The sequence below is a fragment of the Mesorhizobium sp. M8A.F.Ca.ET.218.01.1.1 genome, from assembly GCF_004791165.1.
GTDB lineage: Bacteria > Pseudomonadota > Alphaproteobacteria > Rhizobiales > Rhizobiaceae > Mesorhizobium.
Map to the genome: position 1 here is coordinate 831,124 of NZ_SRUZ01000001.1, position 19,462 is coordinate 850,585.

The 19,462-nt window shown below is 63.7% G+C and carries 19 protein-coding genes; 13 read left to right on the plus strand and 6 right to left on the minus strand.

What is annotated here, in order from left to right; translation table 11 throughout:
- The first annotated feature begins 9 nt into the window (after positions 1-9).
- The 7 genes from EN861_RS03925 to EN861_RS03955 all read left to right on the plus strand — a co-directional run bounded on the left by EN861_RS03925 (position 10) and on the right by EN861_RS03955 (position 8,181).
- Positions 10-834, plus strand: a complete 825-nt coding sequence (locus tag EN861_RS03925; RefSeq protein WP_127275728.1) for an ABC transporter permease — start codon at positions 10-12, stop codon at positions 832-834.
- A complete protein-coding gene (locus tag EN861_RS03930) occupies positions 834-2,489 on the plus strand; it encodes an ABC transporter ATP-binding protein (protein ID WP_135862473.1) in 1,656 nt (551 codons plus the stop codon). The genes EN861_RS03925 and EN861_RS03930 overlap by 1 nt, the downstream gene beginning before the upstream one ends.
- A gap of 119 nt (positions 2,490-2,608) precedes the next feature.
- Complete coding sequence (locus EN861_RS03935) at positions 2,609-4,195, plus strand: ABC transporter substrate-binding protein (protein ID WP_135862476.1); 1,587 nt, start codon at positions 2,609-2,611, stop codon at positions 4,193-4,195.
- Positions 4,196-4,278: 83 nt separating this feature from the next.
- Entirely contained in the window at positions 4,279-5,118 is an 840-nt protein-coding gene (locus tag EN861_RS03940; protein WP_135862478.1) for an alkaline phosphatase family protein, read from the plus strand.
- 282 nt (positions 5,119-5,400) lie between these two features.
- Positions 5,401-5,967, plus strand: coding sequence for a sigma-70 family RNA polymerase sigma factor (locus EN861_RS03945; RefSeq protein WP_127275725.1), 567 nt, complete (start codon positions 5,401-5,403; stop codon positions 5,965-5,967).
- On the plus strand, positions 5,964-6,632 hold the full coding sequence (locus tag EN861_RS03950; RefSeq protein WP_127873357.1) for an anti-sigma factor: 669 nt from the start codon (positions 5,964-5,966) through the stop codon (positions 6,630-6,632). Before EN861_RS03945 ends, EN861_RS03950 begins: the two co-directional genes overlap by 4 nt.
- 160 nt (positions 6,633-6,792) lie before the next feature.
- A complete protein-coding gene (locus tag EN861_RS03955; protein WP_135862480.1) occupies positions 6,793-8,181 on the plus strand; it encodes a S8 family serine peptidase in 1,389 nt (462 codons plus the stop codon).
- 11 nt (positions 8,182-8,192) lie between these two features.
- On the opposite strand, the gene EN861_RS03960 is transcribed toward EN861_RS03955, so the two are convergent.
- Together EN861_RS03960 and EN861_RS03965 are read right to left on the minus strand one after the other, a co-directional pair.
- Positions 8,193-8,687, minus strand: coding sequence for a hypothetical protein (locus EN861_RS03960; RefSeq protein WP_135862482.1), 495 nt, complete (start codon positions 8,685-8,687; stop codon positions 8,193-8,195).
- 23 nt (positions 8,688-8,710) lie between these two features.
- On the minus strand, positions 8,711-9,529 hold the full coding sequence (locus EN861_RS03965) for a class I SAM-dependent methyltransferase (RefSeq protein WP_127275721.1): 819 nt from the start codon (positions 9,527-9,529) through the stop codon (positions 8,711-8,713).
- A gap of 79 nt (positions 9,530-9,608) precedes the next feature.
- Here EN861_RS03965 and EN861_RS03970 point away from each other — a divergent pair, with 79 nt between their 5' ends.
- Positions 9,609-10,517, plus strand: coding sequence for a LysR family transcriptional regulator (locus EN861_RS03970; RefSeq protein WP_135862483.1), 909 nt, complete (start codon positions 9,609-9,611; stop codon positions 10,515-10,517).
- On the opposite strand, the gene EN861_RS03975 is transcribed toward EN861_RS03970, so the two are convergent.
- Positions 10,514-11,536, minus strand: coding sequence for a substrate-binding domain-containing protein (locus EN861_RS03975; RefSeq protein ID WP_135862485.1), 1,023 nt, complete (start codon positions 11,534-11,536; stop codon positions 10,514-10,516). The two genes, EN861_RS03970 and EN861_RS03975, sit on opposite strands and share 4 nt — an antisense overlap.
- Before the next feature lie 366 nt (positions 11,537-11,902).
- Between EN861_RS03975 and EN861_RS03980 the strand changes: the two genes are divergently transcribed.
- From EN861_RS03980 to ugpC, 5 genes are all read left to right on the plus strand, one after another.
- On the plus strand, positions 11,903-13,258 hold the full coding sequence (locus EN861_RS03980; RefSeq protein ID WP_127275672.1) for an ABC transporter substrate-binding protein: 1,356 nt from the start codon (positions 11,903-11,905) through the stop codon (positions 13,256-13,258).
- A gap of 168 nt (positions 13,259-13,426) precedes the next feature.
- Entirely contained in the window at positions 13,427-14,440 is a 1,014-nt protein-coding gene (locus EN861_RS03985; RefSeq protein WP_127275671.1) for a sugar ABC transporter permease, read from the plus strand.
- Position 14,441: 1 nt separating this feature from the next.
- A complete protein-coding gene (locus tag EN861_RS03990; RefSeq protein ID WP_127275670.1) occupies positions 14,442-15,596 on the plus strand; it encodes a carbohydrate ABC transporter permease in 1,155 nt (384 codons plus the stop codon).
- 4 nt (positions 15,597-15,600) lie between these two features.
- Positions 15,601-17,265 (plus strand): alpha-glucosidase, encoded by a 1,665-nt coding sequence (locus EN861_RS03995; RefSeq protein ID WP_135862487.1) that lies wholly within the window; start codon positions 15,601-15,603, stop codon positions 17,263-17,265.
- Between the two features lie 29 nt (positions 17,266-17,294).
- A complete protein-coding gene (ugpC, locus tag EN861_RS04000; RefSeq protein WP_127275668.1) occupies positions 17,295-18,407 on the plus strand; it encodes a sn-glycerol-3-phosphate ABC transporter ATP-binding protein UgpC in 1,113 nt (370 codons plus the stop codon).
- 79 nt (positions 18,408-18,486) lie between these two features.
- Here the strand turns inward: ugpC and EN861_RS04005 are convergent, their stop codons facing one another.
- The 3 genes from EN861_RS04005 to EN861_RS04015 all read right to left on the minus strand — a co-directional run bounded on the left by EN861_RS04005 (position 18,487) and on the right by EN861_RS04015 (position 19,280).
- Positions 18,487-18,735 carry a DUF680 domain-containing protein gene (locus EN861_RS04005; RefSeq protein WP_127275667.1) on the minus strand — a complete coding sequence of 83 codons (249 nt, stop codon included), beginning with the start codon at positions 18,733-18,735 and terminating at the stop codon, positions 18,487-18,489.
- Positions 18,736-18,799: 64 nt separating this feature from the next.
- Positions 18,800-19,006, minus strand: coding sequence for a DUF680 domain-containing protein (locus tag EN861_RS04010; RefSeq protein ID WP_127275666.1), 207 nt, complete (start codon positions 19,004-19,006; stop codon positions 18,800-18,802).
- A 73-nt stretch (positions 19,007-19,079) separates the two neighbouring features.
- Positions 19,080-19,280, minus strand: a complete 201-nt coding sequence (locus tag EN861_RS04015) for a DUF680 domain-containing protein (RefSeq protein WP_127275665.1) — start codon at positions 19,278-19,280, stop codon at positions 19,080-19,082.
- Positions 19,281-19,462: the final 182 nt, after the last annotated feature.

The following is a 19,462-nucleotide window of genomic DNA, read 5'->3' on the forward strand; positions in this document are numbered from 1 at the left end:
GGGGCGGGCATGCTCGATATAAAACGCATCCCCATCCCCGCTCTGATCGGCCTGGTGCTGACAGCCCTGTTCGTGCTCGCGGCGATCCTCGCGCCGTGGATTTCGCCCCACGACAATGCCGAGATCGTCGGCGACGTCTGGGAACCGATGTCGGCGGCGCATTGGCTTGGCACCGACAATCTCGGCCGCGATCTCTTGTCGCGCATGATCTACGGCGCCCGGATCACCCTGTTCATCGCCGTGCTGGCCACCGCGCTGTCGTTCTCGCTCGGCGCCATACTGGGTTTTTCGGCGGCTGTGTTCGGCGGCTGGTTCGACACGATCCTGTCCCGCCTCGTCGATCTCCTGATGTCGATCCCGACACTGATCATGGCCCTGGTCGTGCTCTCCGTGCTGCCGACCAACCTGGTGACGCTGATCCTGGTGATGGGCATTCTCGATTCGACGCGCGTCTATCGCCTGGCGCGCGCAGTCGCCGTCGACATCAACGTCATGGACTATGTCGAAGCGGCCAAGCTGCGCGGCGAAGGCAGCGCCTGGATCATCTTCCGCGAGATCCTGCCCAACGCGCTGTCGCCGCTGGTCTCCGAGCTCGGCCTGCGCTTTATCTACGCGGTGCTGTTCCTGTCGACGCTGTCCTTTCTCGGTCTCGGCGTGCAACCGCCAGACGCCGACTGGGGCGGCATGGTCAAGGAGAACAAGGACGGCATCGTCTTCGGCATCGCCGCCGCGCTCATTCCCGCGGCCGCGATCGCGGCCCTGGCGATCTCGGTCAACCTAGTGGCCGACTGGGTACTGAACCGCACGACAAGCCTGAAGGGAGGACGCGGCTGATGGCTGACGGCAAGGCAAAGTCCACTCCCCTGCTCGACATCCGCAATTTGCGCATCGAGGCGACGGTCTATCCGCCTGGTGAGGCGCCGAAGACCATCACGCTGGTCCACGACGTGTCGCTGACGCTGGAGAAGGGCAAGGTGCTGGGCCTGATCGGCGAATCCGGCGCCGGCAAGTCGACGATCGGCCTGTCGTCGATGGGCTATGGCCGCGGCGGCGTGCGCATCACCGGCGGCGAAGTCATTCTCAACGGCCGTGACATCCTGAAGGGCGGCAAGGACGAATTCCGCAAGCTGCGCGGCCGCGAGGTCTGCTATGTCGCGCAATCGGCGGCAGCCGCCTTCAATCCGGCGCACAGGCTGATGGACCAGGTTGTGGAAGCCACGCTGCTGCATGGCACGGCAACGCGCGCGGACGCCGAGAAGCGGGCCGTCGCGCTGTTCAAGAAGCTCAGCCTGCCCAATCCGGAAACCATTGGCGAACGCTTTCCGCACCAGGTGTCGGGCGGCCAGCTGCAGCGCGTCATGACGGCGATGGCGCTGTGCTCCGAACCCGACCTGATCGTCTTCGACGAGCCGACCACAGCGCTCGACGTGACGACGCAGATCGACGTGCTGTCGGCGATCAAGGACGCCATCCGCGACACCCATGTGGCGGCGCTCTACATCACCCATGACCTTGCCGTCGTCGCCCAGGTCTCCGACGAGATCATGGTGCTGCGCCACGGCCGGCTGGTCGAATGGGGAGGCACCCGCCAGATCATCAAGGAGCCTCGCCAGGAATACACCAACGCGCTGGTCTCGGTGCACGAGATAGAGCATGCCGAACAGAATCCGGGCGCGACACCGTTCCTGTCGGTCAAGAACGTCACCGCCGCCTATGGCGGCGGCCAGGTCAAAGTGCTCAAGAACGTTTCGGTCGACATCTATCCGGGCCAGACGCTGGCCGTGGTTGGCGAATCCGGTTCCGGTAAATCGACGCTGGCGCGCGCCATCACCGGCCTGTTGCCGCCCGAGCAGGGCAATGTGACCTTCGACGGGCGCCCGCTGGCCAACCGGCTTGCCGACCGGCCGAAGGAGGATCTGCGCCAGTTGCAGATGATCTACCAGATGGCCGACGTGGCGATGAACCCGCGCCAGACCGTCGGCACCATCATCGGCCGGCCGCTCGAATTCTATTTCGGCATCCGCGGCAGGGAACGCGACCGGCGTGTGGCCGAGCTGCTCGACGAGATCGAGATGGGCAAGGGCTTCGTCGACCGCTATCCGGCCGAGCTTTCGGGGGGCCAGAAGCAGCGCGTCTGCATCGCCCGCTCGCTCGCCGCCAAGCCGAAGCTGATCATCTGCGACGAGGTGACATCGGCTCTCGACCCGTTGGTGGCCAACGGCATCCTCAAGCTGCTGCTCAACCTGCAGCAGCACGAAAAGGTCGCCTACCTGTTCATCACCCACGATCTGGCGACGGTGAAGTCGATCGCCGATTCGATCGCGGTGATGTATCGCGGCGAAGTGGTGCGCTACGGCTCCAAGAGCAAGGTGCTCACACCGCCCTTCGACGCCTATACCGACCTGTTGTTGTCGTCTGTTCCGGAGATGGAGATCGGCTGGTTGGAAAAGGCGATCAAGGGGCGGCGCATGGCCAGCGCGGGGAACTAATCAGCCAGCTGCCGCCAGCCGGGGAGATGGCGGCCGTCATCCGCATGCAGCACTAGGGCGCCACACGTCCTCCGGACGGGCGCCACTGGTGTGACGTTATTTTCAACAAGGGGCAGGACATGAAGACTGAACTCGACCATCTCGCTGAACTCGCTGGCCAGGGCCGGATATCGCGTCGCGACTTTCTTGGCCGCACAGCGGCACTTGGCGTGTCCGCCGCGCTGGCAACGACGCTGGCCGGGAAAGCCTTCGCGCAGAGCCCGGTCAAGGGCGGCATCCTCAAGGCCGGCCTGCAAGGCGGTGAATCGACCAACAGCCTCGACCCGGCGCTGAACCTCAGCCAGGTCACTTTCAGCTTCGGCAAGCAGTGGGGCGAGTATCTTGTCCGTCTCACCCCCGACAACAAACTGGTGAACCTGATCGCCGAGGATATCGGCGCCTCCAAGGATGCCAAGACATGGACGATCAAGATTCGCGACGGCATCGAATTCCATAACGGCAAGACGGTTGGCGCCGAGGACGTCGCCGCCACCATCGAGCGCCATGCCGACGAGAAATCGAAGTCGGGCGCGCTCGGCATTCTCAAGAACATCAAGGGCGTCAAGGCGAGCGGCAAGGAAGTTATCTTCACGCTCGGCGACGCCGATGCCGACTTCCCATATCTGATGGCCGACTACCACCTCGTCATCCAGCCGAATGGCGGCAAGGACAACCCGAATGCCGGCATCAGCGCCGGGCCTTACAAGGTGACCGTCAACCAGCCGGGCGTTCGCCATGGCGGCGAGCGCTTCGCCAATTACTGGCAGGGCGACAAGGCCGGCCATGCCGACCAGGTCGAGATCGTCGTCATCAATGACGCGACGGCCCGTCTGGCCGCGCTGCAGGGCGGCCAGGTCCACATGATCAACCGCGTTGAGCCAAAGGTCGTCGACCTGGTCAAGCGCATTCCCGGCGTCAGCATCGAGAATGCGTCCGGCAAGGGCTATTATCCGTTCAACATGTTCTGTGACACGGCGCCCTTCGACAGCAACGATCTCCGGATGGCGCTGAAGCTCGCCATGGATCGTGACGAGATGCTGGAGAAGATCCTCCGCGGCTATGGTTCGGTCGGCAACGACTTCCCGATCAATGAGGCCTATCCCCTGTTTACCGCCATCGAACAGCGCAAGTTCGACCCGGAAAAGGCGGCTGCGCTCTACAAGAAGTCCGGCCACAGCGGTTCGATCCTGCTGCGTACCTCCGATGTCGCCTTCCCTGGTGCCGTCGATGCAGCCCAGCTCTACCAGCAGAGCGCCGCCAAGGCCGGCATCAAGATTGAGATCAAGCGCGAGCCGGGCGACGGCTACTGGTCGGAAGTCTGGAACAAGCAGCCCTTCTCGCTCTCCTATTGGGGCGGACGCGCCACGCAGGACCAGATGTACTCCACCGGCTATGTCTCGACCGCCGACTGGAACGACACACGCTTCAAGCGGCCGGAGTTCGACAAGATGCTGTTTGCGGCGCGCGGCGAGCTCGACCAGGACAAGCGCAAGGCGATCTACCACGACATGGCGGTGCTGATGCGCGACGAAGGCGGCCTGATCGTGCCGTTCTTCAACCAGTTCATCGACGCCGCCGCCACCAACAAGATCGGCGGCTTCGCCAAGAGCCCGATCGGCGAAATGATGGATGGTTACGCGCTCGCCGAGTGCTGGCTGAACGCCTGACATCCCTCTCATAGTGAAAAGCGCCGCGTGTCCTGACGACACGCGGCGCACTCGTTTCAACAAACAATCGCATGGAGCAGCCCGTGGCGATCCGATCCAAGCTTCTGCTGATCATCCTCGACGGCGTTCCCTACCGGAACTGGCGCCGGCTGATGGGCAATCTCGAAGGCTGGGTGCAGTCGGGCGAGGCGCGGGTGTGGAAGATGCGCTCGGTGCTGCCGTCGACCTCGGCCTGCTGCTATGCCTCGATCCACACCGGCGTGTCGCCGCAGGTGCACGGCATCCTGTCCAACGAGAAACGGTTTCGCGTCGGGCAGCCCGACATCTTCTCGGAAGTCAGCAAGGCCGGCGGCAAGACAGGTGCGGTCACCCATTCCTACTGGTCCGAATTCTTCCGCTCCTACCCGTTCGACCTCGTCGAGGACATGGAGTATGATGAGCCTGGTGGGCCGATCACGCATGGCCGCTTCCACACCATGACCGGCTACAATCTCAAGAACCAGATGACGCCGAGCGATGTCGACCTGTTCGCGACGCTTACCATGCTCACCCGGCGCCATGGCATCGACTACGGCATCCTGCACACCTGCACGCTGGACTCGATGGGCCACCGTTTCGGCCATGACTGCCACGAGATGGACTATGCCTGCTACGCCATGGACGGCATGCTGGCGGCCTTCCTGCCGGGCTGGATCGAGGCCGGCTACGAGGTCATGGTCACCGCCGACCACGGCCAGACCGACCGTGGCCACCATGGCGGCCATGACGACGAGATGCAGGATTTCGCGCACTATTATTTCGGCGCCGGCAAGGGACCGCAGGCCGACACGCTGCTCGACCAGCTGCAGCTTGCACCGACCGTGCTGAAGCGGCTGGGCGTGGCAATACCCGAGACGATGAAGGCCAAGCCGTTTTTGGATTAGTGCGGCGATCTTCCCTTCTCCCCTTGTGGGAGAAGGTGGATCGGCGCGGAGCGCCGAGACGGATGAGGGGTGTTCCAGGAAACACCAACGCCTCACTCCGCTGGAACACCCCTCATCCGTCGCCTTCGGCGACACCTTCTCCCACAAGGGGAGAAGGAAAAATGCGCGGCTCTGGCAAGACAAACTTTCTTCGGATAGCCTCCGAAAATTCCTTGGCGGAGGATGAACCTTTTTGGACCGATCGGCGACAGAGCAGACAGGGGCCAGGCGGCTCAACCGGCCATGACGGCGGCGGCGGAGACCGATCGCGCGCTTGTCGACCGGGTCGCGAAGGGCGACCGGGCTGCCGTGCGGCTCCTGTTCATGCGTCACCACGCGCGGATTTACCGCTTCGTGGCGCGCCAGACGGGATCGGAAATGATGGCTGACGATATCGCGAACGAGGTGTTCCTCGAACTGTGGCGCCAGGCGCCGGGCTTCGAAGGGCGCTCCGAAGTCTCGACATGGCTGCTCGGCATCGCCCGCTTCAAGGCGCTCTCGCTGCTGCGCAAGAAGAAGGAAGACTGGATCGACGACGAGGCCGCCGCCGCGGTGCCCGACAGCGCCGATACGCCCGAGGTCGTCACCATGAAGGAGGACAAGGCGGCCGCCTTGCGCCGCCTCATCGACGCCCTGCCCGAGGAGCACCGCACGGTGATCGACCTCGCCTATTATCAAGGGCAATCGGTGACCGAGATCGCGCAGGTGCTCGACATCCCGGTCGCGACCGTCAAGACCCGGATGTTCTATGCCCGCAAGAAACTCGGCGAAGCCCTGAAGGCCGCCGGTTACGACAGGGGGTGGCCATGAGCGCCGCTGAAAAGATGTCGCGCCGCGACGAAATGGAAACGTTGCTGCCGTTCTACCTGAACGGTTCGCTCGAAGGTTCGGATCTGGAAGCCATCGAAGAATGGCTGGCCAACGATCCCGCGGCACTTGCCGCGCTTGGCGAGGCGGAAGCCGAGTTCTCCGGCACGGCGGCGGCCAACGAGGCGATCCGTCCACCGGCCGATGCGCTCAGCCGCTTCGCCAAGGCGCTGGACGCGGAGGCAGGGCCGGCTCGGGCGCGGGCAAGCGCGTCCTGGCTGGCGCGGGCCTGGGACCGCTTCATGGCGGTGCCGGTTGGCGTCGCCTGGGCGACGGCCGCGGTCCTGCTGGCCTTGATCGCGGTGCAATCGCTGGTGCAGCCAGGCGGCAAGGGCGGCAATTTCGAGATCGCCGGCACTGAAGACGATCTGGCGAAGATGCCGTTCGCCCTGGTCAAGTTCAAACCGGACGCCAGGATGGCCGATATTGCCGTCTTCCTCGACACCAACAAGCTCAAGATCATCGGTGGTCCGACCGCCGACGGCGTCTTCAGGCTCGCCATTCCGGCGACGACCGCCGCCGACTACGAGAAGGCGCGCGGCCTTATTGCAGCCCAGCCTTTCGCGGAGACCGTGATCGAGGGAAGGAAGCCCGTTGATGGCGGCTAAGGCGGTCATTCGATTTGCGGCAATGCGAGAGCGGTTCACCGTTTCGCGAAAACGATGGACTGCTCTATCTTTTTGTTTTGATGCAATTCCCAAGGGAAAGCGCTTTGCGCTTTTCCCGAGAAAACCGCTACGCACTTTTCTTGGAATTGCTTTGGCGGCGATGGCAATCGTCACCGTGCCTGCGTCGGCGCAGACCAACGCCACCAATCCGGACCGGGCGAAAATCGATTGTAGCGACGAGGCCAATGCGACGGCAGCCGACTGCGTCAAGGACGGCGGCGCCAAGGGCGGGTCGGGTGCGGCAGAGGCCGGCGCCGTTTTTCTGCCCGCCCTGATCGTCGACCTCTTCCCCAACCCGGCCGCTCCCCCGGCACCGGTGCCGACACCACGGCCGGAGCCCGCGGCACCAGTTGCAGGCAACCAGGCCGGCCCGCCGTCGGGCGGAGCGATCGTCTCGCCGACCGATCTCATCGCCGTTCAGCCGCCGCGCGCCGTGACCGGCGAATTCGTGCCCGACGAGGTGCTGGTGACCGTCGATGGCGATGCCGGCGCGGTGCAGCAGATCGCCGCCTCCTTCGGCCTCGAAGTGCGCTCGCAGCGCCAGTCCCGGCTGCTTGGCACCATTGTGGTGCGCTTCGGCATTCCCGACGGCCGCCCGGTCGGCGTCGTGCTGGCGCAGCTTGCCGCCGACGGCCGCACGCAGCGCCGCGAGCCCAACCATATCTATTCGCTGCAGCAAGCGGCCGGCATCGTCAACTATGCCTTCGACCGCATCGCGCTCGACGCCAAACAGGCCAGTGGCGAAAACGTCCGTGTCGCCGTCATCGATACCGGCATCGACGACACCAATCCGGCTCTGGCCGGCGTCATCGCCGTGCAGTTCGATGCGATGCCCGGCGTGCCGATCGAAAAGCGCGATCACGGCACCTCGGTCGACGGGCTGATTGCCGGCGTCGGCGCGCTGGAAGGCATGGCGCCGGGCGCCAGGATCTACCACGCACGCGCCTTCGAGGGCGGCAAGTCGACCATGGACGTCATCCTGTCGGCGCTCGACTGGGCGGCGGACCAGAATGTCAGCATCATCAATATGAGCTTCGTCGGCCCGAAGAACGACCTGCTCGGTACTGCCTGCCGCAATGCCCGCGCGCTCGGCATGGTGCTGGTCGCGGCGGCCGGCAACAACGGGCCGAAGGCGCCCTATGGCTACCCGGCCGCCTTTGACGGCGTCATTGCGGTAACGGCCACCGACGCCAAGGACGGATTGATGCCGCAGGCCAATCGCGGCGCCTATGTCTTCATCTCGGCGCCGGGGGTCAAGATGGTGGCGCCGAGCGGCGCCGGCTCGGACGTCGTCACGGGCACCTCGTTTGCCGCGGCAATCGTCAGCGGCGCCATCGCCAACCTCATCCACGCCGCCCCCGAGCGCTCGGCCGACGACATCGAGAAGGCACTGGCCGCCACCGCCAGGGATCTTGGCCCGAAGGGCCGCGACAATGATTTCGGCTATGGGCTGCTGGACATCAAGGCCGCACAGACGGCGAAGGAGTAGCCCGTGACGGCTCAGGCCGCGCGTTGCCGGGGCCGGAGCAGGAACCAAGACGCGGCGATGTGCGTGATCATAAGCAGCGGCACATAGATGATCGGGATCGCATAGGTGGCGCCGAATTGTTCCGCGTGTGCGGGAAGGCCGAGCTGCGTGGCATGATAATAGTCGACTAGCAGATCGACCATCCCGAAAAGGTTGAAGGCGACGACGAACGGCCAGAAGAGCCGAGGTATCCGCACCGTGAGCAATGCCAGCATGGCCAGCACCCCTGTTGCGAAGTCGCCGTAGGCGGCGAATGCGGCGAAGCCGGCAGGCAAGTTGGAACCCACGACGCCCGGGAGGATGAAGACGAGCTCGAAGAAGCGGAAGCTGTGCAGGGTGGCGATGGCGCGTTGTGCTGCGACCGGGTCCATTTGCCGGAGCCAGGGCCAGATATACGCGCCGAAGCAAAGCAGCCATGCGACATAGCCCAGAACGAGATGGGTTTGAAATAGGACTTCCGTGGACATCTGAGGTCTTCCCGACAGCCGGTTCACACTGCTTCGAACACCGCGGTCAGGATGCCGAGCCGGCCCTGCATGAGATTTCGACCCAGGTTGGTCGTAAGCTCGGCGAAGTCCGGCCCCATCACCACGCCGAGATTTGGCGAAGGCGGCGGCCCCGATGCGCGCAGTTGCGCGAACCAGGCTCTGGCGGCCTCAGTGTCGTCTTGCCATGCGAGCACGCGGAAGCCGGCCGCTTCGATCGCCGCGCGCGTCGCGTCGGCTGTCAGGAGGAAGCTCGTCGCCGGCATTCGTGCCCAGGGGAGCGGATAGTGCGGTTCACCCTTGCCCAATGCGACGTCGAACGTGGCAAACCGGCCGCCTGACTTCAACACGCGCCTGGTCTCGTGATAGAGCCGCGCCCGGTTGGAGATGTTCATCGCCACATGCTGCAGCAACACGATGTCGAAACGGCCGTCGTCGAACGGAAGCTCCAGGGCATTGGCGGCCTGGAACGACAGCTGCCCGCTCTGTCCCGTGCGTTCGGTCAGATAGCGTGCGGCTTCCACGAAAGGCGCGCTGAGGTCCACGCCAGTAACCCGGCAGCCATAGGTCGCAGCCAGAAAGCGCGCCGGCCCGCCGATGCCCGAGCCGACGTCCAGGACCGACATATCGGCGGCGACCCCCGCCAATTGGGCAAGCTCGGCGGTGGCAGCAAGCCCACGCGTGTGAAACTGGTCGAGGGTACCCAATTGCTGTGGCGTGAGAAGCTGGTCCGCTGGACCAAGGGCGGCCAGTACGGTCTTCAGCCGCTCAGTCAGGCCGGTCGCGCGATAATGGTCGCGCACCCCATCGAGTTCATTGGTCATTGCAAGATGTCTCCGTGCTTCGACCTACTACCTAAGCCCGCTTCCATAATTCGACTATCCCCTGTAATCACAACGACCTATGAAGCAGAACTACACAGTCCGTCATGGTGCGCTGGAGGGCGTCGAGGCGTTCCTGGCTGTCGCCAGGCACCGCAACTTCCGCCGCGCCGCCGCGGATCTCGGCGTGACGCCGTCCGCCGTGAGCCAGGCGGTGCGCGCGCTGGAAGCGCGCTTGGGCACCGCGCTGTTCGTCCGCACGACGCGCAGCGTCGGCTTGACCGAGCCCGGTCAGCGGTTTCTTGACCGCGCCGGCCCTGCCTTCGAAGAACTCGTCTCGGCCGGCGAAGCCGCCCGAGATGTCGGCCAGCGGCCAACCGGACTGCTACGCCTGTCCGTGCCCCGGGCCGTCGTGCCGCTGATCCTGGAGCCGATGATCGCGTCGTTCTGCCGAGCCTATCCCGAGATCGAGCTGGAGATCGCCGCGAGCGACGAGATGGTCGATCTCGCGAACGGCGGGTTCGACGCCGGCATCCGCCTCGGCCAATTCGTCGCGCCGGACATGGTCGCGGTGCGGCTGACGCCGCCGTTCAGCTTCGTCGTCGTCGGCAGCGCGGACTATTTTGAGCACCATGGCTATCCCGCGCATGTCGAGGATCTCCGCCACCACGCCTGCTTGCGCTTGCGCCGCTCGAACGGCGCCATCGCGCCCTGGTCCTTCGTCGACGGCAACGAAACGATCGAGGCGATCGTCTCGGGCCCGCTGATCGCGCATGACTATCCGACGTTGCTGGGGGCCGCGATGCAAGGCGTTGGATTGGCGCAAACGCCTCGACCCATTGCCGAGGGTCCGATTGCCCAGGGAAAACTAAAGCCCGTTCTAGAGGGCCTCTCGGCGACGACGCCGGGTGTCTTCCTCTATCATCCCGGCAAGCGCCAGGTCCTGCCGAAGCTGCGCGCCTTCATCGATCATCTCAAATCCGCGAGCTAGGCAGGCGCGCCAGCCACGGACGCCCGCACCACCAGGTCGACCGGCCAGACCTCGCCGCGGGCGCCCTCCTCCAGCCCCGATATGCGTGCCGCCAGCCGCTCGGCAATGCGTGCGCCGGCCAGCCGGATCGACGAGCGCGTCGTGGACAGCGGCACGGAAAAATTCTCCGGCTTCAGCCAGGGAAAGACGTCGTCATGGGCAATCAGCGAGACGTCGCCGGGAATGCTGAGCCCGAGATCACGCACCGCGCGCACGACGCCGAGCGCCATGATCAGGCTGGAGCAGGCGATTGCCGTCGGCGCGCCGTCCTGTTCGAGCAGGCGCCGGGCAGCGCGATAGCCATTCTCCTCGGTCATGACGACGGAGCAGACATGGCGATCGCCCAATGTCAGGCCGCTCGCGGCCAGCGCCCGGCGCAGGCCGCGCTCGCGGTGAATGGCGAAGGTTTCCCTGTCATCGCCGTTGATCAGCGCCAGCCGCCGATGGCCGAGCTGGACGAGCAGCCGGGCCGCCTCGTGGAAAGCGCCTTCATTGTCGATGTCGAGATAGGGATAGTCGAAATCGAAACCCTCGCTGCGGCCATGGACGATGAAAGGAATGCCGAGCGTGTTGACCAGCGCCACGCGCCGGTCGGCGGGCCTGGGCGAAGAGATGTAGACGGCGTCGACCTGCCGGTTGGCGACGATACGCCGGTAGGTCGTCTCCTGATCGTCGGCATCAGCCGGCGACAACACGAGGTCGAGTTCGTGCGAGCGGGCATAGTCGCCCAGGCCGGACAGAAATTCGACGAAGTGCGGGTCGATGTCGACGGCCGCACCCGTCGGCAGGACATAGCCGATCATTCCGGACTTGCCCGTGGCCAGCCGGCGCGCGCTCGGATTGGGGCGATAGCCGTGGCGCTTGGCGGCGTCCATGACGCGCCTGCGGGTTTCCTCGTTGACTTCGGGGTAGCCGTTCAGCGCCCGGCTAACCGTGGTCTGCGAAAGCGCCAGCATATGCGCAAGTTGCTTGAGGTTCACGAGAGGCCTCCCCGCCTCAAAGCGCTTTTAGATTGAATCGACCCAACTACCGTCCGCGACGCGGCCATATCGCAGAGACCATAAGCGTGCCGGGGCTGGGTTTGAAACAAGAATTGCTGTCGCATTGCCAAAAAAGTATGTTGCGACGCACTTTTTCGAGCCCTGGCTGCAGGCAATTAAATCGATTAGTCCGCAGGCCCTCTTGACTCCTGATCGATTCAATGGCGAGATCGGCGAAGCCAAAGCGCTTTGGAAGACTCTTCGAAAGGTTGCGGTTCCCTTGCGACTGAGTCACAGTCCTGCGGCGTCGGCGGGCGGAATGGAGGTTCCGTCCGGTGAGTGTGTGACCCACTGGGAGGAATACCGATGAAGAAAATGCTTTTGCTGGGTGTTGCGTCTGCCGCATTCGCCCTGAGCGCGCCCGCGCATGCCGAACTGAAGTTCAAGCCGGGCGAGGACAAGCGCTTCAACTGGGCGAATTACGAAGATCTCAAGAAAGTCGACCTCAAGGGCGAGACTCTGTCGATCTTCGGACCGTGGCGTGGCGAGGACGAGACGCTTGTGCGGTCGGTACTCGATTATTTCTCCGAAGCCACCGGCGCGGAGGTCAAATATTCCTCGTCCGAGAATTACGAGCAGCAGATCGTCATCGACACCCAGGCCGGCAGCCCGCCCAACATCGCCGTGCTGCCGCAGCCGGGCCTCATCCAGGACCTTGCTTCCAAGGGCGTGCTGACCCCGCTGGGCGACGACGTCGCGGCTTGGGTCAAGGAGAATTACGCCGCCGGCGACTCCTGGGCCAAGCTCGGCACCTACAACGGCAAGGACGGCAAGCCGGGCTTCTATGCCTTTCCCTACAAGATCGACGTGAAGGGGCTGGTCTGGTACTCGCCCGACAATTTCGAGGAAGCCGGCTACAAGGTGCCGAAGACGCAGGAAGAACTGGCGGAGCTCGAAAAGAAGATCATCGCCGATGGCGGCAAGCCGTGGTGCATCGGGCTTGGTTCGGGCGGCGCGACGGGCTGGCCGGCGACCGACTGGGTCGAGGACATCATGCTGCGCACGCAGCCGCCCGAAGTCTACGACAAGTGGGTGAAGAACGAGATCCCGTTCACCGATCCGGCGGTGGTCAACGCCATCGACATCTTCGGCAAGATCGCCACCGACGACAAGATGGTGGACGGCGGCGCCAAGGCAGTCGCGGCGACCGACTTCCGCGACAGCCCGAAGGGACTCTTCACCGTGCCGCCGAAGTGCTACATGCACCATCAGGCATCGTTCATCCCCTCCTTCTTCCCGGAGGGCGTGAAGCTCGGCCAGGATGCGGACTTCTTCCCCTACCCGCCTTACGCCTCCAAGCCGGAACTGGGAACGCCGCTGGAAGTGGCCGGAACGCTGGTGATGATCACCAAGGATTCCAAGGCGTCGCGCGAATTCATCAAATTCCTGCAGATGCCGCTCGCGCATGAATTGTGGATGGCGCAGAAGAGCTTCGTCACCCCCTTCAAGGGAGCCAACAAGGACGCCTATGGCAGCGATGCGCTGAAGAAGCAGGGCGAGATCCTGGTCGGCGCCACGACGGTGCGCTTCGACGGCTCCGACCTGATGCCCGGCAAGGTCGGTGCCGGCTCGTTCTGGACCGGCATGATCGACCTGGTCGGCGGCAAGTCCGCCCAGGATGTCGCCACCGACATCCAGAAGAGCTGGGACGCTATCAAATAGCGGGGCGACCTAACACCTTCCAATCCTCCTGCTGGATCCGGGCCACGGCCCGGATCCGACCGGCAGTGCTCGCCGGAAGCCTTCACGTTTCGATTGTTCCGAATAACTGAAAGTCGGTGCATCCGATCGCCAGCATCGCTGGCCGGTCATGCGCAGGGAGAGGGACCCATGGCGACTCAGATTTTCTCGGCAATATTCGTCATCATCATCGGCGTCGGCGGCTGCGTCGCCTATTTCTGGGGCGCCAACAAACTGCTCGATTTGATCTTCCCCTCGCGCGGGGTGTCCGGGACGGCCGCCGTTAACAATCTGCGCCGGCAGGGATTGGTGCGGCCCTGGCTGTTCGTGGGTCCGGCGCTGATCATCCTGACCATCTACCTGATCTATCCGGTGATCGCGACGCTGTGGCTGTCTTTCTTCGACCGCGGCGGCACGAGTTTCGTCGGGTTCGCCAACTACGAATGGGCGCTGCGCGATCCGGATCTGCGAAACGCGATCATGAACAACATCCTGTGGCTGGCGGTGGTGCCGGCGGCCTGCACCTTCCTCGGCCTGATCATCGCCGTGCTTACCGACAAGATATGGTGGGGCACGATCGCCAAGAGCCTGATCTTCCTGCCGCTGGCCATCTCCTTCGTCGGCGCCAGCGTGATCTGGAAGTTCATCTACGAATATCGTGGCGACGGCCAGATCCAGATCGGCCTGCTCAACGCCATCATCCAGCATTTCGGCGGTCAGCCGCAGGTCTGGATATCGCTGCCGTTCTGGAACAACTTCTTCCTGATGATCATCCTGATCTGGATCCAGACCGGTTTCGCCATGGTCATCCTGTCCTCGGCGCTGCGCGGCATCCCCGAAGAAACGCTGGAAGCCGCCGTCATAGACGGCGCCAACCCGTTCCAGATCTTCTGGAAGATCATGGTGCCGCAGATCTGGGGCACCATCGCGGTGGTGTGGACCACCATCACCATCCTGGTGCTGAAGGTGTTCGACATCGTCTTGACCATGACCAACGGCCAATGGAACAGCCAGGTGCTGGCCAATCTGATGTTCGACTGGATGTTCCGCGGCGGCGGCGACTTCGGCCGCGGCGCGACCATTGCCATCATCATCATGATCGCGGTCATTCCGATCATGATCTGGAACATCCGCCAGGCCAACAAAGAGACGGGAGGGCACTGATATGGCCGTGGCGACCGGAAATTCCTTCGCAAGCCGTTTCGGCGTCCATATCGCGGTGCTCGTCTTCGTGGCGATCTGGACCATCCCCACGCTCGGCATCCTCGTCTCGTCGCTGCGCGACAAGGACCAGATCGTCGCCTCGGGCTGGTGGAATTCGTTCGCCAGTTCCAGCCAGACCGAGGCCGGGCGCCTGCCGGCCGCCTCGGCGCAGACCCAGAAGGACGGCAAGTTCGTCCTCGAGGGCAACATTTTCGGCGACGGCGTCAAGCGCAACATCAGCGCCTTCGGCGTCAAGGCAGCAGCACCTACACAATATCCGGCCGGCACATCAGCCGACCTCGGTGACGGCGTGACCCTGCAGGTCAATGCCGACGGCAGCTTCGTCATGGCATCGCCCAAGGCCTTCGAAGGCGATCGCGGCCAGCGCGTCTACTACGCCTCGTCGGCGCCGCCGAAATTCACCACCGACAACTACCAGACCGTGCTGTTCTCCGAAGGCATCGGCCGCTCCTTCATGAATTCGCTGACGGTCACCATCCCGGCGACCGTGATCCCGATCCTGATCGCGGCCTTTGCCGCCTACGCGCTGGCCTGGATGCGGTTTCCCGGACGCGCCTTGCTGATAGCGGTCATCATCGGCCTTCTGGTGGTGCCGCTGCAGATGTCGCTGATCCCGCTGCTCAGGCTCTACAACGGCGTCGGCACTTTCTTCGGCGTGCCGTCCAAGACCTATCTCGGCATCTGGCTGGCGCATACCGGCTTCGGCCTGCCCTTCGCCATCTACCTGTTGCGCAGCTATATCGCCGGCCTGCCGCGCGAGATCATGGAATCGGCGCGCATCGACGGCGCCAGCGATTTCGAGATCTTCGTCAAGATCGTGCTGCCGCTGTCCTTCCCGGTGCTTGCCTCCTTCGCCATTTTCCAATTCCTGTGGGTATGGAACGATCTGCTGGTGGCAATGGTTTTCCTCGGAACGGCGCCCGATCAGATCGTGCTGACGGCCAAGCTCAATGCGCTGCTCGGCTCGCGCGGCGGCAACTGGGAGATCCTGACGACATCGGCCTTCATCACCATCATCGTGCCGCTGATCGTCTTCTTCTCGCTGCAGCGCTATTTCGTCCGCGGGCTGCTGGCCGGCTCGGTGAAAGGAGGTTGAGACAATGCAATCGGCTTTGAAGGCGACTTCGAAACCAGACCCCGCCATCGACCGCGACTGGTGGCGGGGCGCGGTGATCTATCAGATCTATCCACGCAGCTTTCAGGACTCCAATGGCGACGGCATCGGCGACCTCAAAGGCATCATCGGCAGGCTGCCCTACATTGCCGCCCTTGGCGCGGATGCCATCTGGATCTCGCCTTTCTTCAAATCGCCGATGAAGGATTTCGGCTACGACGTCTCGGATTATTGCGACGTCGACCCGATGTTCGGCACGCTGGCGGATTTCGACGCACTGACGGCGGAGGCGCACCGGCTGGGCCTCAAGGTGATGATCGACGAGGTGCTGTCGCATACCGCCGACATCCATCCTTGGTTCAAGGAAAGCCGCTCGAGCCGCGTCAATCCGAAGGCCGACTGGTATGTCTGGGCGGACGCAAGGCCCGACGGCACGCCGCCCAACAACTGGCTGTCGATCTTCGGCGGCTCGGCCTGGCAATGGGACACCAGCCGCCAGCAATACTACCTGCACAATTTCCTGGCCGAGCAGCCCGACCTCAACTTCCACAACGCGGAAGTCCAGGACGCGCTGCTCGACGTCACCCGCTTCTGGCTGGAGCGCGGCGTCGACGGCTTCCGCCTCGACACCATCAATTTCTACTTCCACAGCCAGGGGCTGGAAAACAACCCGCCGCTGCCACCGGAAGAGCGCAACGACCAGACCGCACCGGCGGTCAATCCCTACAACTACCAGGATCATATCTACGACAAGAGCCGGCCGGAGAACCTCGCCTTCCTCGAGCGTTTCCGGGCGCTGCTCGACGAGTATCCGGCGACCGCCGCGGTCGGCGAAGTCGGCGATTCGCAGCGCGGGCTGGACGTGGTCGCCGCCTATACAGCGGGCGGCAAGCGCGTGCATATGTGCTATTCCTTCGACTTCCTGGCGCCGGAAAAGATCAGCGCCGCCAAGGTCCGCTCGGTGCTGGAGGCTTTTGGCGAGGTGGCCAGCGACGGCTGGTCGTGCTGGGCGTTTTCCAACCATGACGTGATGCGCCCGGCCTCGCGCTGGGCCGCCGGCGAAGCCGACCCGACCGCTTATCTCAAGGTTATCTCGGCATTGCTGATGTCGCTGCGCGGCTCGGTCTGCATCTACCAGGGCGAAGAACTCGGGCTCGGCGAGGCCGACCTGCGCTTCGAGGACCTGCAGGACCCCTACGGCATCCGCTTCTGGCCGGAATTCAAGGGCCGCGACGGCTGCCGCACACCCATGGTGTGGGACGGCAATGCCAGCAATGGCGGCTTCTCCCAGGCAAAGCCCTGGCTGCCGGTGCCGGCCAGCCACCTGTCACAGGCGGTCAACGTGCAGCAAGGTGACGAAACCTCGCTGCTTGAGCATTACCGGCGCTTTCTCGCCTTCCGCCGCGCCCATCCGGCATTGGCCAAGGGCGACATCAGCTTCATCGAAAGCCAGGGCGACACCGTCGCCTTCACCCGCCGGGCGGGCAATGAGGAGATCGTCTGCGTCTTCAATCTGGGCGCTGCGCCAGCGAAGGTTGACCTCGGCAACCGAACCCTGCAACCTTTGGCGGGACACGGATTTTCCGGGCAGGCAAGCACCGGTACGGTCGAACTCGGCGGTTACGGCGTCTGGTTCGGGCGCATAGGCTGAACATCTGAGGAACCACTGGGAGGAAATCAATGGCCGATGTCAATTTGAGACAAGTGAAGAAGTCCTACGGCAATCTCAACATTCTCCACGGCATCGACCTCGACATCAAATCAGGCGAATTCATCGTCTTCGTCGGCCCGTCGGGCTGCGGCAAGTCGACCTTGCTGCGCTCGATCGCCGGGCTTGAGGAAATCACCTCGGGCGAACTCAAGATCGACGGCCAGGTGGTCAACGACGTGCCGCCATCGAAGCGCGGCATCGCCATGGTGTTCCAGTCCTACGCGCTCTATCCGCACATGACAGTCTACGACAACATGGCCTTCTCGATGAAGATCGGCAAGGAAAGCAAGGCCGAGATCGACAAACGGGTGCGGCAGGCCGCCGAAATCCTGCAGCTGACCAAATATCTCGACCGCCTGCCCAAGGCGATGTCGGGCGGCCAGCGTCAGCGTGTCGCCATCGGCCGCGCCATCGTGCGCAATCCAAAAGTGTTCCTGTTCGACGAACCGCTGTCGAACCTTGACGCGGCACTGCGCGTCGCCACGCGTATCGAGATCGCCAAGCTCAAGGAATCGATGCCCAACACGACCATGATCTATGTCACCCACGACCAGGTCGAGGCGATGACGCTGGCCGACCGCATCGTGGTGCTAAAGGATGGCCACATCGAGCAGGTCGGCACGCCCATGGAGCTCTACAAGAACCCCGGCAACCTATTCGTCGCCCAGTTCATCGGCTCGCCGGCCATGAACATCCTGCCGGCCACGGTCGACAAGACGGGCAATCCGACCATCATCAGCCATGTCGGCGGCCGCAAGGCGACGGTGCCGATCGCGACGCCTGCTTCGGCAAAGGGAGCGGCGGTCAGCTTCGGCGTGCGGCCGGAAGATCTCGCGATCGCCAGTGGTGCGGACTATCTGTTCGAGGGGACGGTCGATTATGTCGAGCAACTCGGCGAGGTTCAGTTGGTCTATATCGACATCGGCCGGGCCGACCTGCCGCTGGTGACCAAGCTGCCGGGCAATGTCGAGATCAAGCGCGGCTCGACGCTGCAGTTGACCGCCAATGCCGGCGACCTTCATATCTTCGATGCGGATGGACGGTCGTTCGCGCTGCACGAAGCGGAAGCAAAAGCCGCCTGAGGCCAGCCATGTCTCGACAACAAAAAAAGAGAGCAGCGGGCTGGCCCGCCGCTCTCTTTTTATACATCACGACGGCTGGTTAGTTGTTGCCGAAGAGATTGCGGTCTGCGCCGTGAGGGGCGGACTTCTGCACGTCGCCGGACGAGTTGAGCAGCTTGTAGATGGGTGAGTCGCTGTTGCGGACCGAACCCGTATGCGACGTATCGACATTGACGGTCGACGATGCAGTGGGCTGATTGGCGCCATTGGAGCCATAGTTGTCACTGCCGGCGAAAGCGCTGCCGGAGAGGGCCAGAACGGCGGCGGCAGCAATGAGGATCTTGTTCATTTCCAATACTCCTAACGTCTTGAATTCCACGAGTGGCGAGCGAGCCCGCCACTCGCAACAGGCGTCAACGGCCGAAGAGGTTGCGATCGCTACCCGGCCGGGCAGGCGCCTCGGTGGCCGGAGCCGACTTGCCGATCGATGCGGTGTTCGCGTTGTCGGTCGACGTGACAGCCGCCTGGTTGGCACCGCTCGAACCGTAGTTGTCGCTGCCGGCAAAGGCGCTGCCGGAGAGGGCCAGGACGGCGGCGGCGGCAATGAGGATCTTGTTCATTTTAGGTACTCCTGAATTTGTGGCATCCACCCCGCGCGGCAGGGTCGCCCCGCCGCAAGCCGGGGATCGGCTGTTAGTTGTTGCCGAAGAGATTGTGGTCGGCGCCCTGGGCAGGCGTCTGAGCAGCCGGCTCCGACTTGCTGGTCGAAGCGGTGTACGAGCTGTCGACAGTGGCAGCGGGGGTGGCGGCGTTCGAACCGTAATGGTCGCTACCAGCGAAGGCGCTGCCGGAAATGGCCAGAAGGGCGGCGGCAGTGAGAACAATCTTTTTCATTTTGGGTACTCCAGTATTTTTCCGTCCGTCTAGCGGCGTGTCTTGGGATTAAAATCGCGTCGTTCGGACCGCCCCGATGTGGGAGAGCACCTCTGCTGTTTCCAATCACGAAGTTGTTCAGCGTGGACCATGACTCTACCACTTGAAATTGTGCCAGTGATTTCCACATCTGTTATTTTCTG

Excerpts from the sequence above, each read along its gene's own strand:
- EN861_RS03925 (WP_127275728.1), top strand. The coding sequence starts at position 10 with ATGCTCGATATAAAACGCATCCCCATCCCCGCTCTGATCGGCCTGGTG.
- EN861_RS03930 (WP_135862473.1), top strand. The coding sequence starts at position 834 with ATGGCTGACGGCAAGGCAAAGTCCACTCCCCTGCTCGACATCCGCAAT.
- EN861_RS03935 (WP_135862476.1), top strand. The coding sequence starts at position 2,609 with ATGAAGACTGAACTCGACCATCTCGCTGAACTCGCTGGCCAGGGCCGG.
- EN861_RS03945 (WP_127275725.1), top strand. The coding sequence starts at position 5,401 with ATGACGGCGGCGGCGGAGACCGATCGCGCGCTTGTCGACCGGGTCGCG.
- EN861_RS03950 (WP_127873357.1), top strand. The coding sequence starts at position 5,964 with ATGAGCGCCGCTGAAAAGATGTCGCGCCGCGACGAAATGGAAACGTTG.
- EN861_RS03955 (WP_135862480.1), top strand. The coding sequence starts at position 6,793 with ATGGCAATCGTCACCGTGCCTGCGTCGGCGCAGACCAACGCCACCAAT.
- EN861_RS03960 (WP_135862482.1), bottom strand. The coding sequence starts at position 8,687 with ATGTCCACGGAAGTCCTATTTCAAACCCATCTCGTTCTGGGCTATGTC.
- EN861_RS03965 (WP_127275721.1), bottom strand. The coding sequence starts at position 9,529 with ATGACCAATGAACTCGATGGGGTGCGCGACCATTATCGCGCGACCGGC.
- EN861_RS03970 (WP_135862483.1), top strand. The coding sequence starts at position 9,609 with ATGAAGCAGAACTACACAGTCCGTCATGGTGCGCTGGAGGGCGTCGAG.
- EN861_RS03980 (WP_127275672.1), top strand. The coding sequence starts at position 11,903 with ATGAAGAAAATGCTTTTGCTGGGTGTTGCGTCTGCCGCATTCGCCCTG.
- EN861_RS03985 (WP_127275671.1), top strand. The coding sequence starts at position 13,427 with ATGGCGACTCAGATTTTCTCGGCAATATTCGTCATCATCATCGGCGTC.
- EN861_RS03990 (WP_127275670.1), top strand. The coding sequence starts at position 14,442 with ATGGCCGTGGCGACCGGAAATTCCTTCGCAAGCCGTTTCGGCGTCCAT.
- EN861_RS03995 (WP_135862487.1), top strand. The coding sequence starts at position 15,601 with ATGCAATCGGCTTTGAAGGCGACTTCGAAACCAGACCCCGCCATCGAC.
- ugpC (WP_127275668.1), top strand. The coding sequence starts at position 17,295 with ATGGCCGATGTCAATTTGAGACAAGTGAAGAAGTCCTACGGCAATCTC.
- EN861_RS04005 (WP_127275667.1), bottom strand. The coding sequence starts at position 18,735 with ATGAACAAGATCCTCATTGCTGCCGCCGCCGTTCTGGCCCTCTCCGGC.
- EN861_RS04010 (WP_127275666.1), bottom strand. The coding sequence starts at position 19,006 with ATGAACAAGATCCTCATTGCCGCCGCCGCCGTCCTGGCCCTCTCCGGC.
- EN861_RS04015 (WP_127275665.1), bottom strand. The coding sequence starts at position 19,280 with ATGAAAAAGATTGTTCTCACTGCCGCCGCCCTTCTGGCCATTTCCGGC.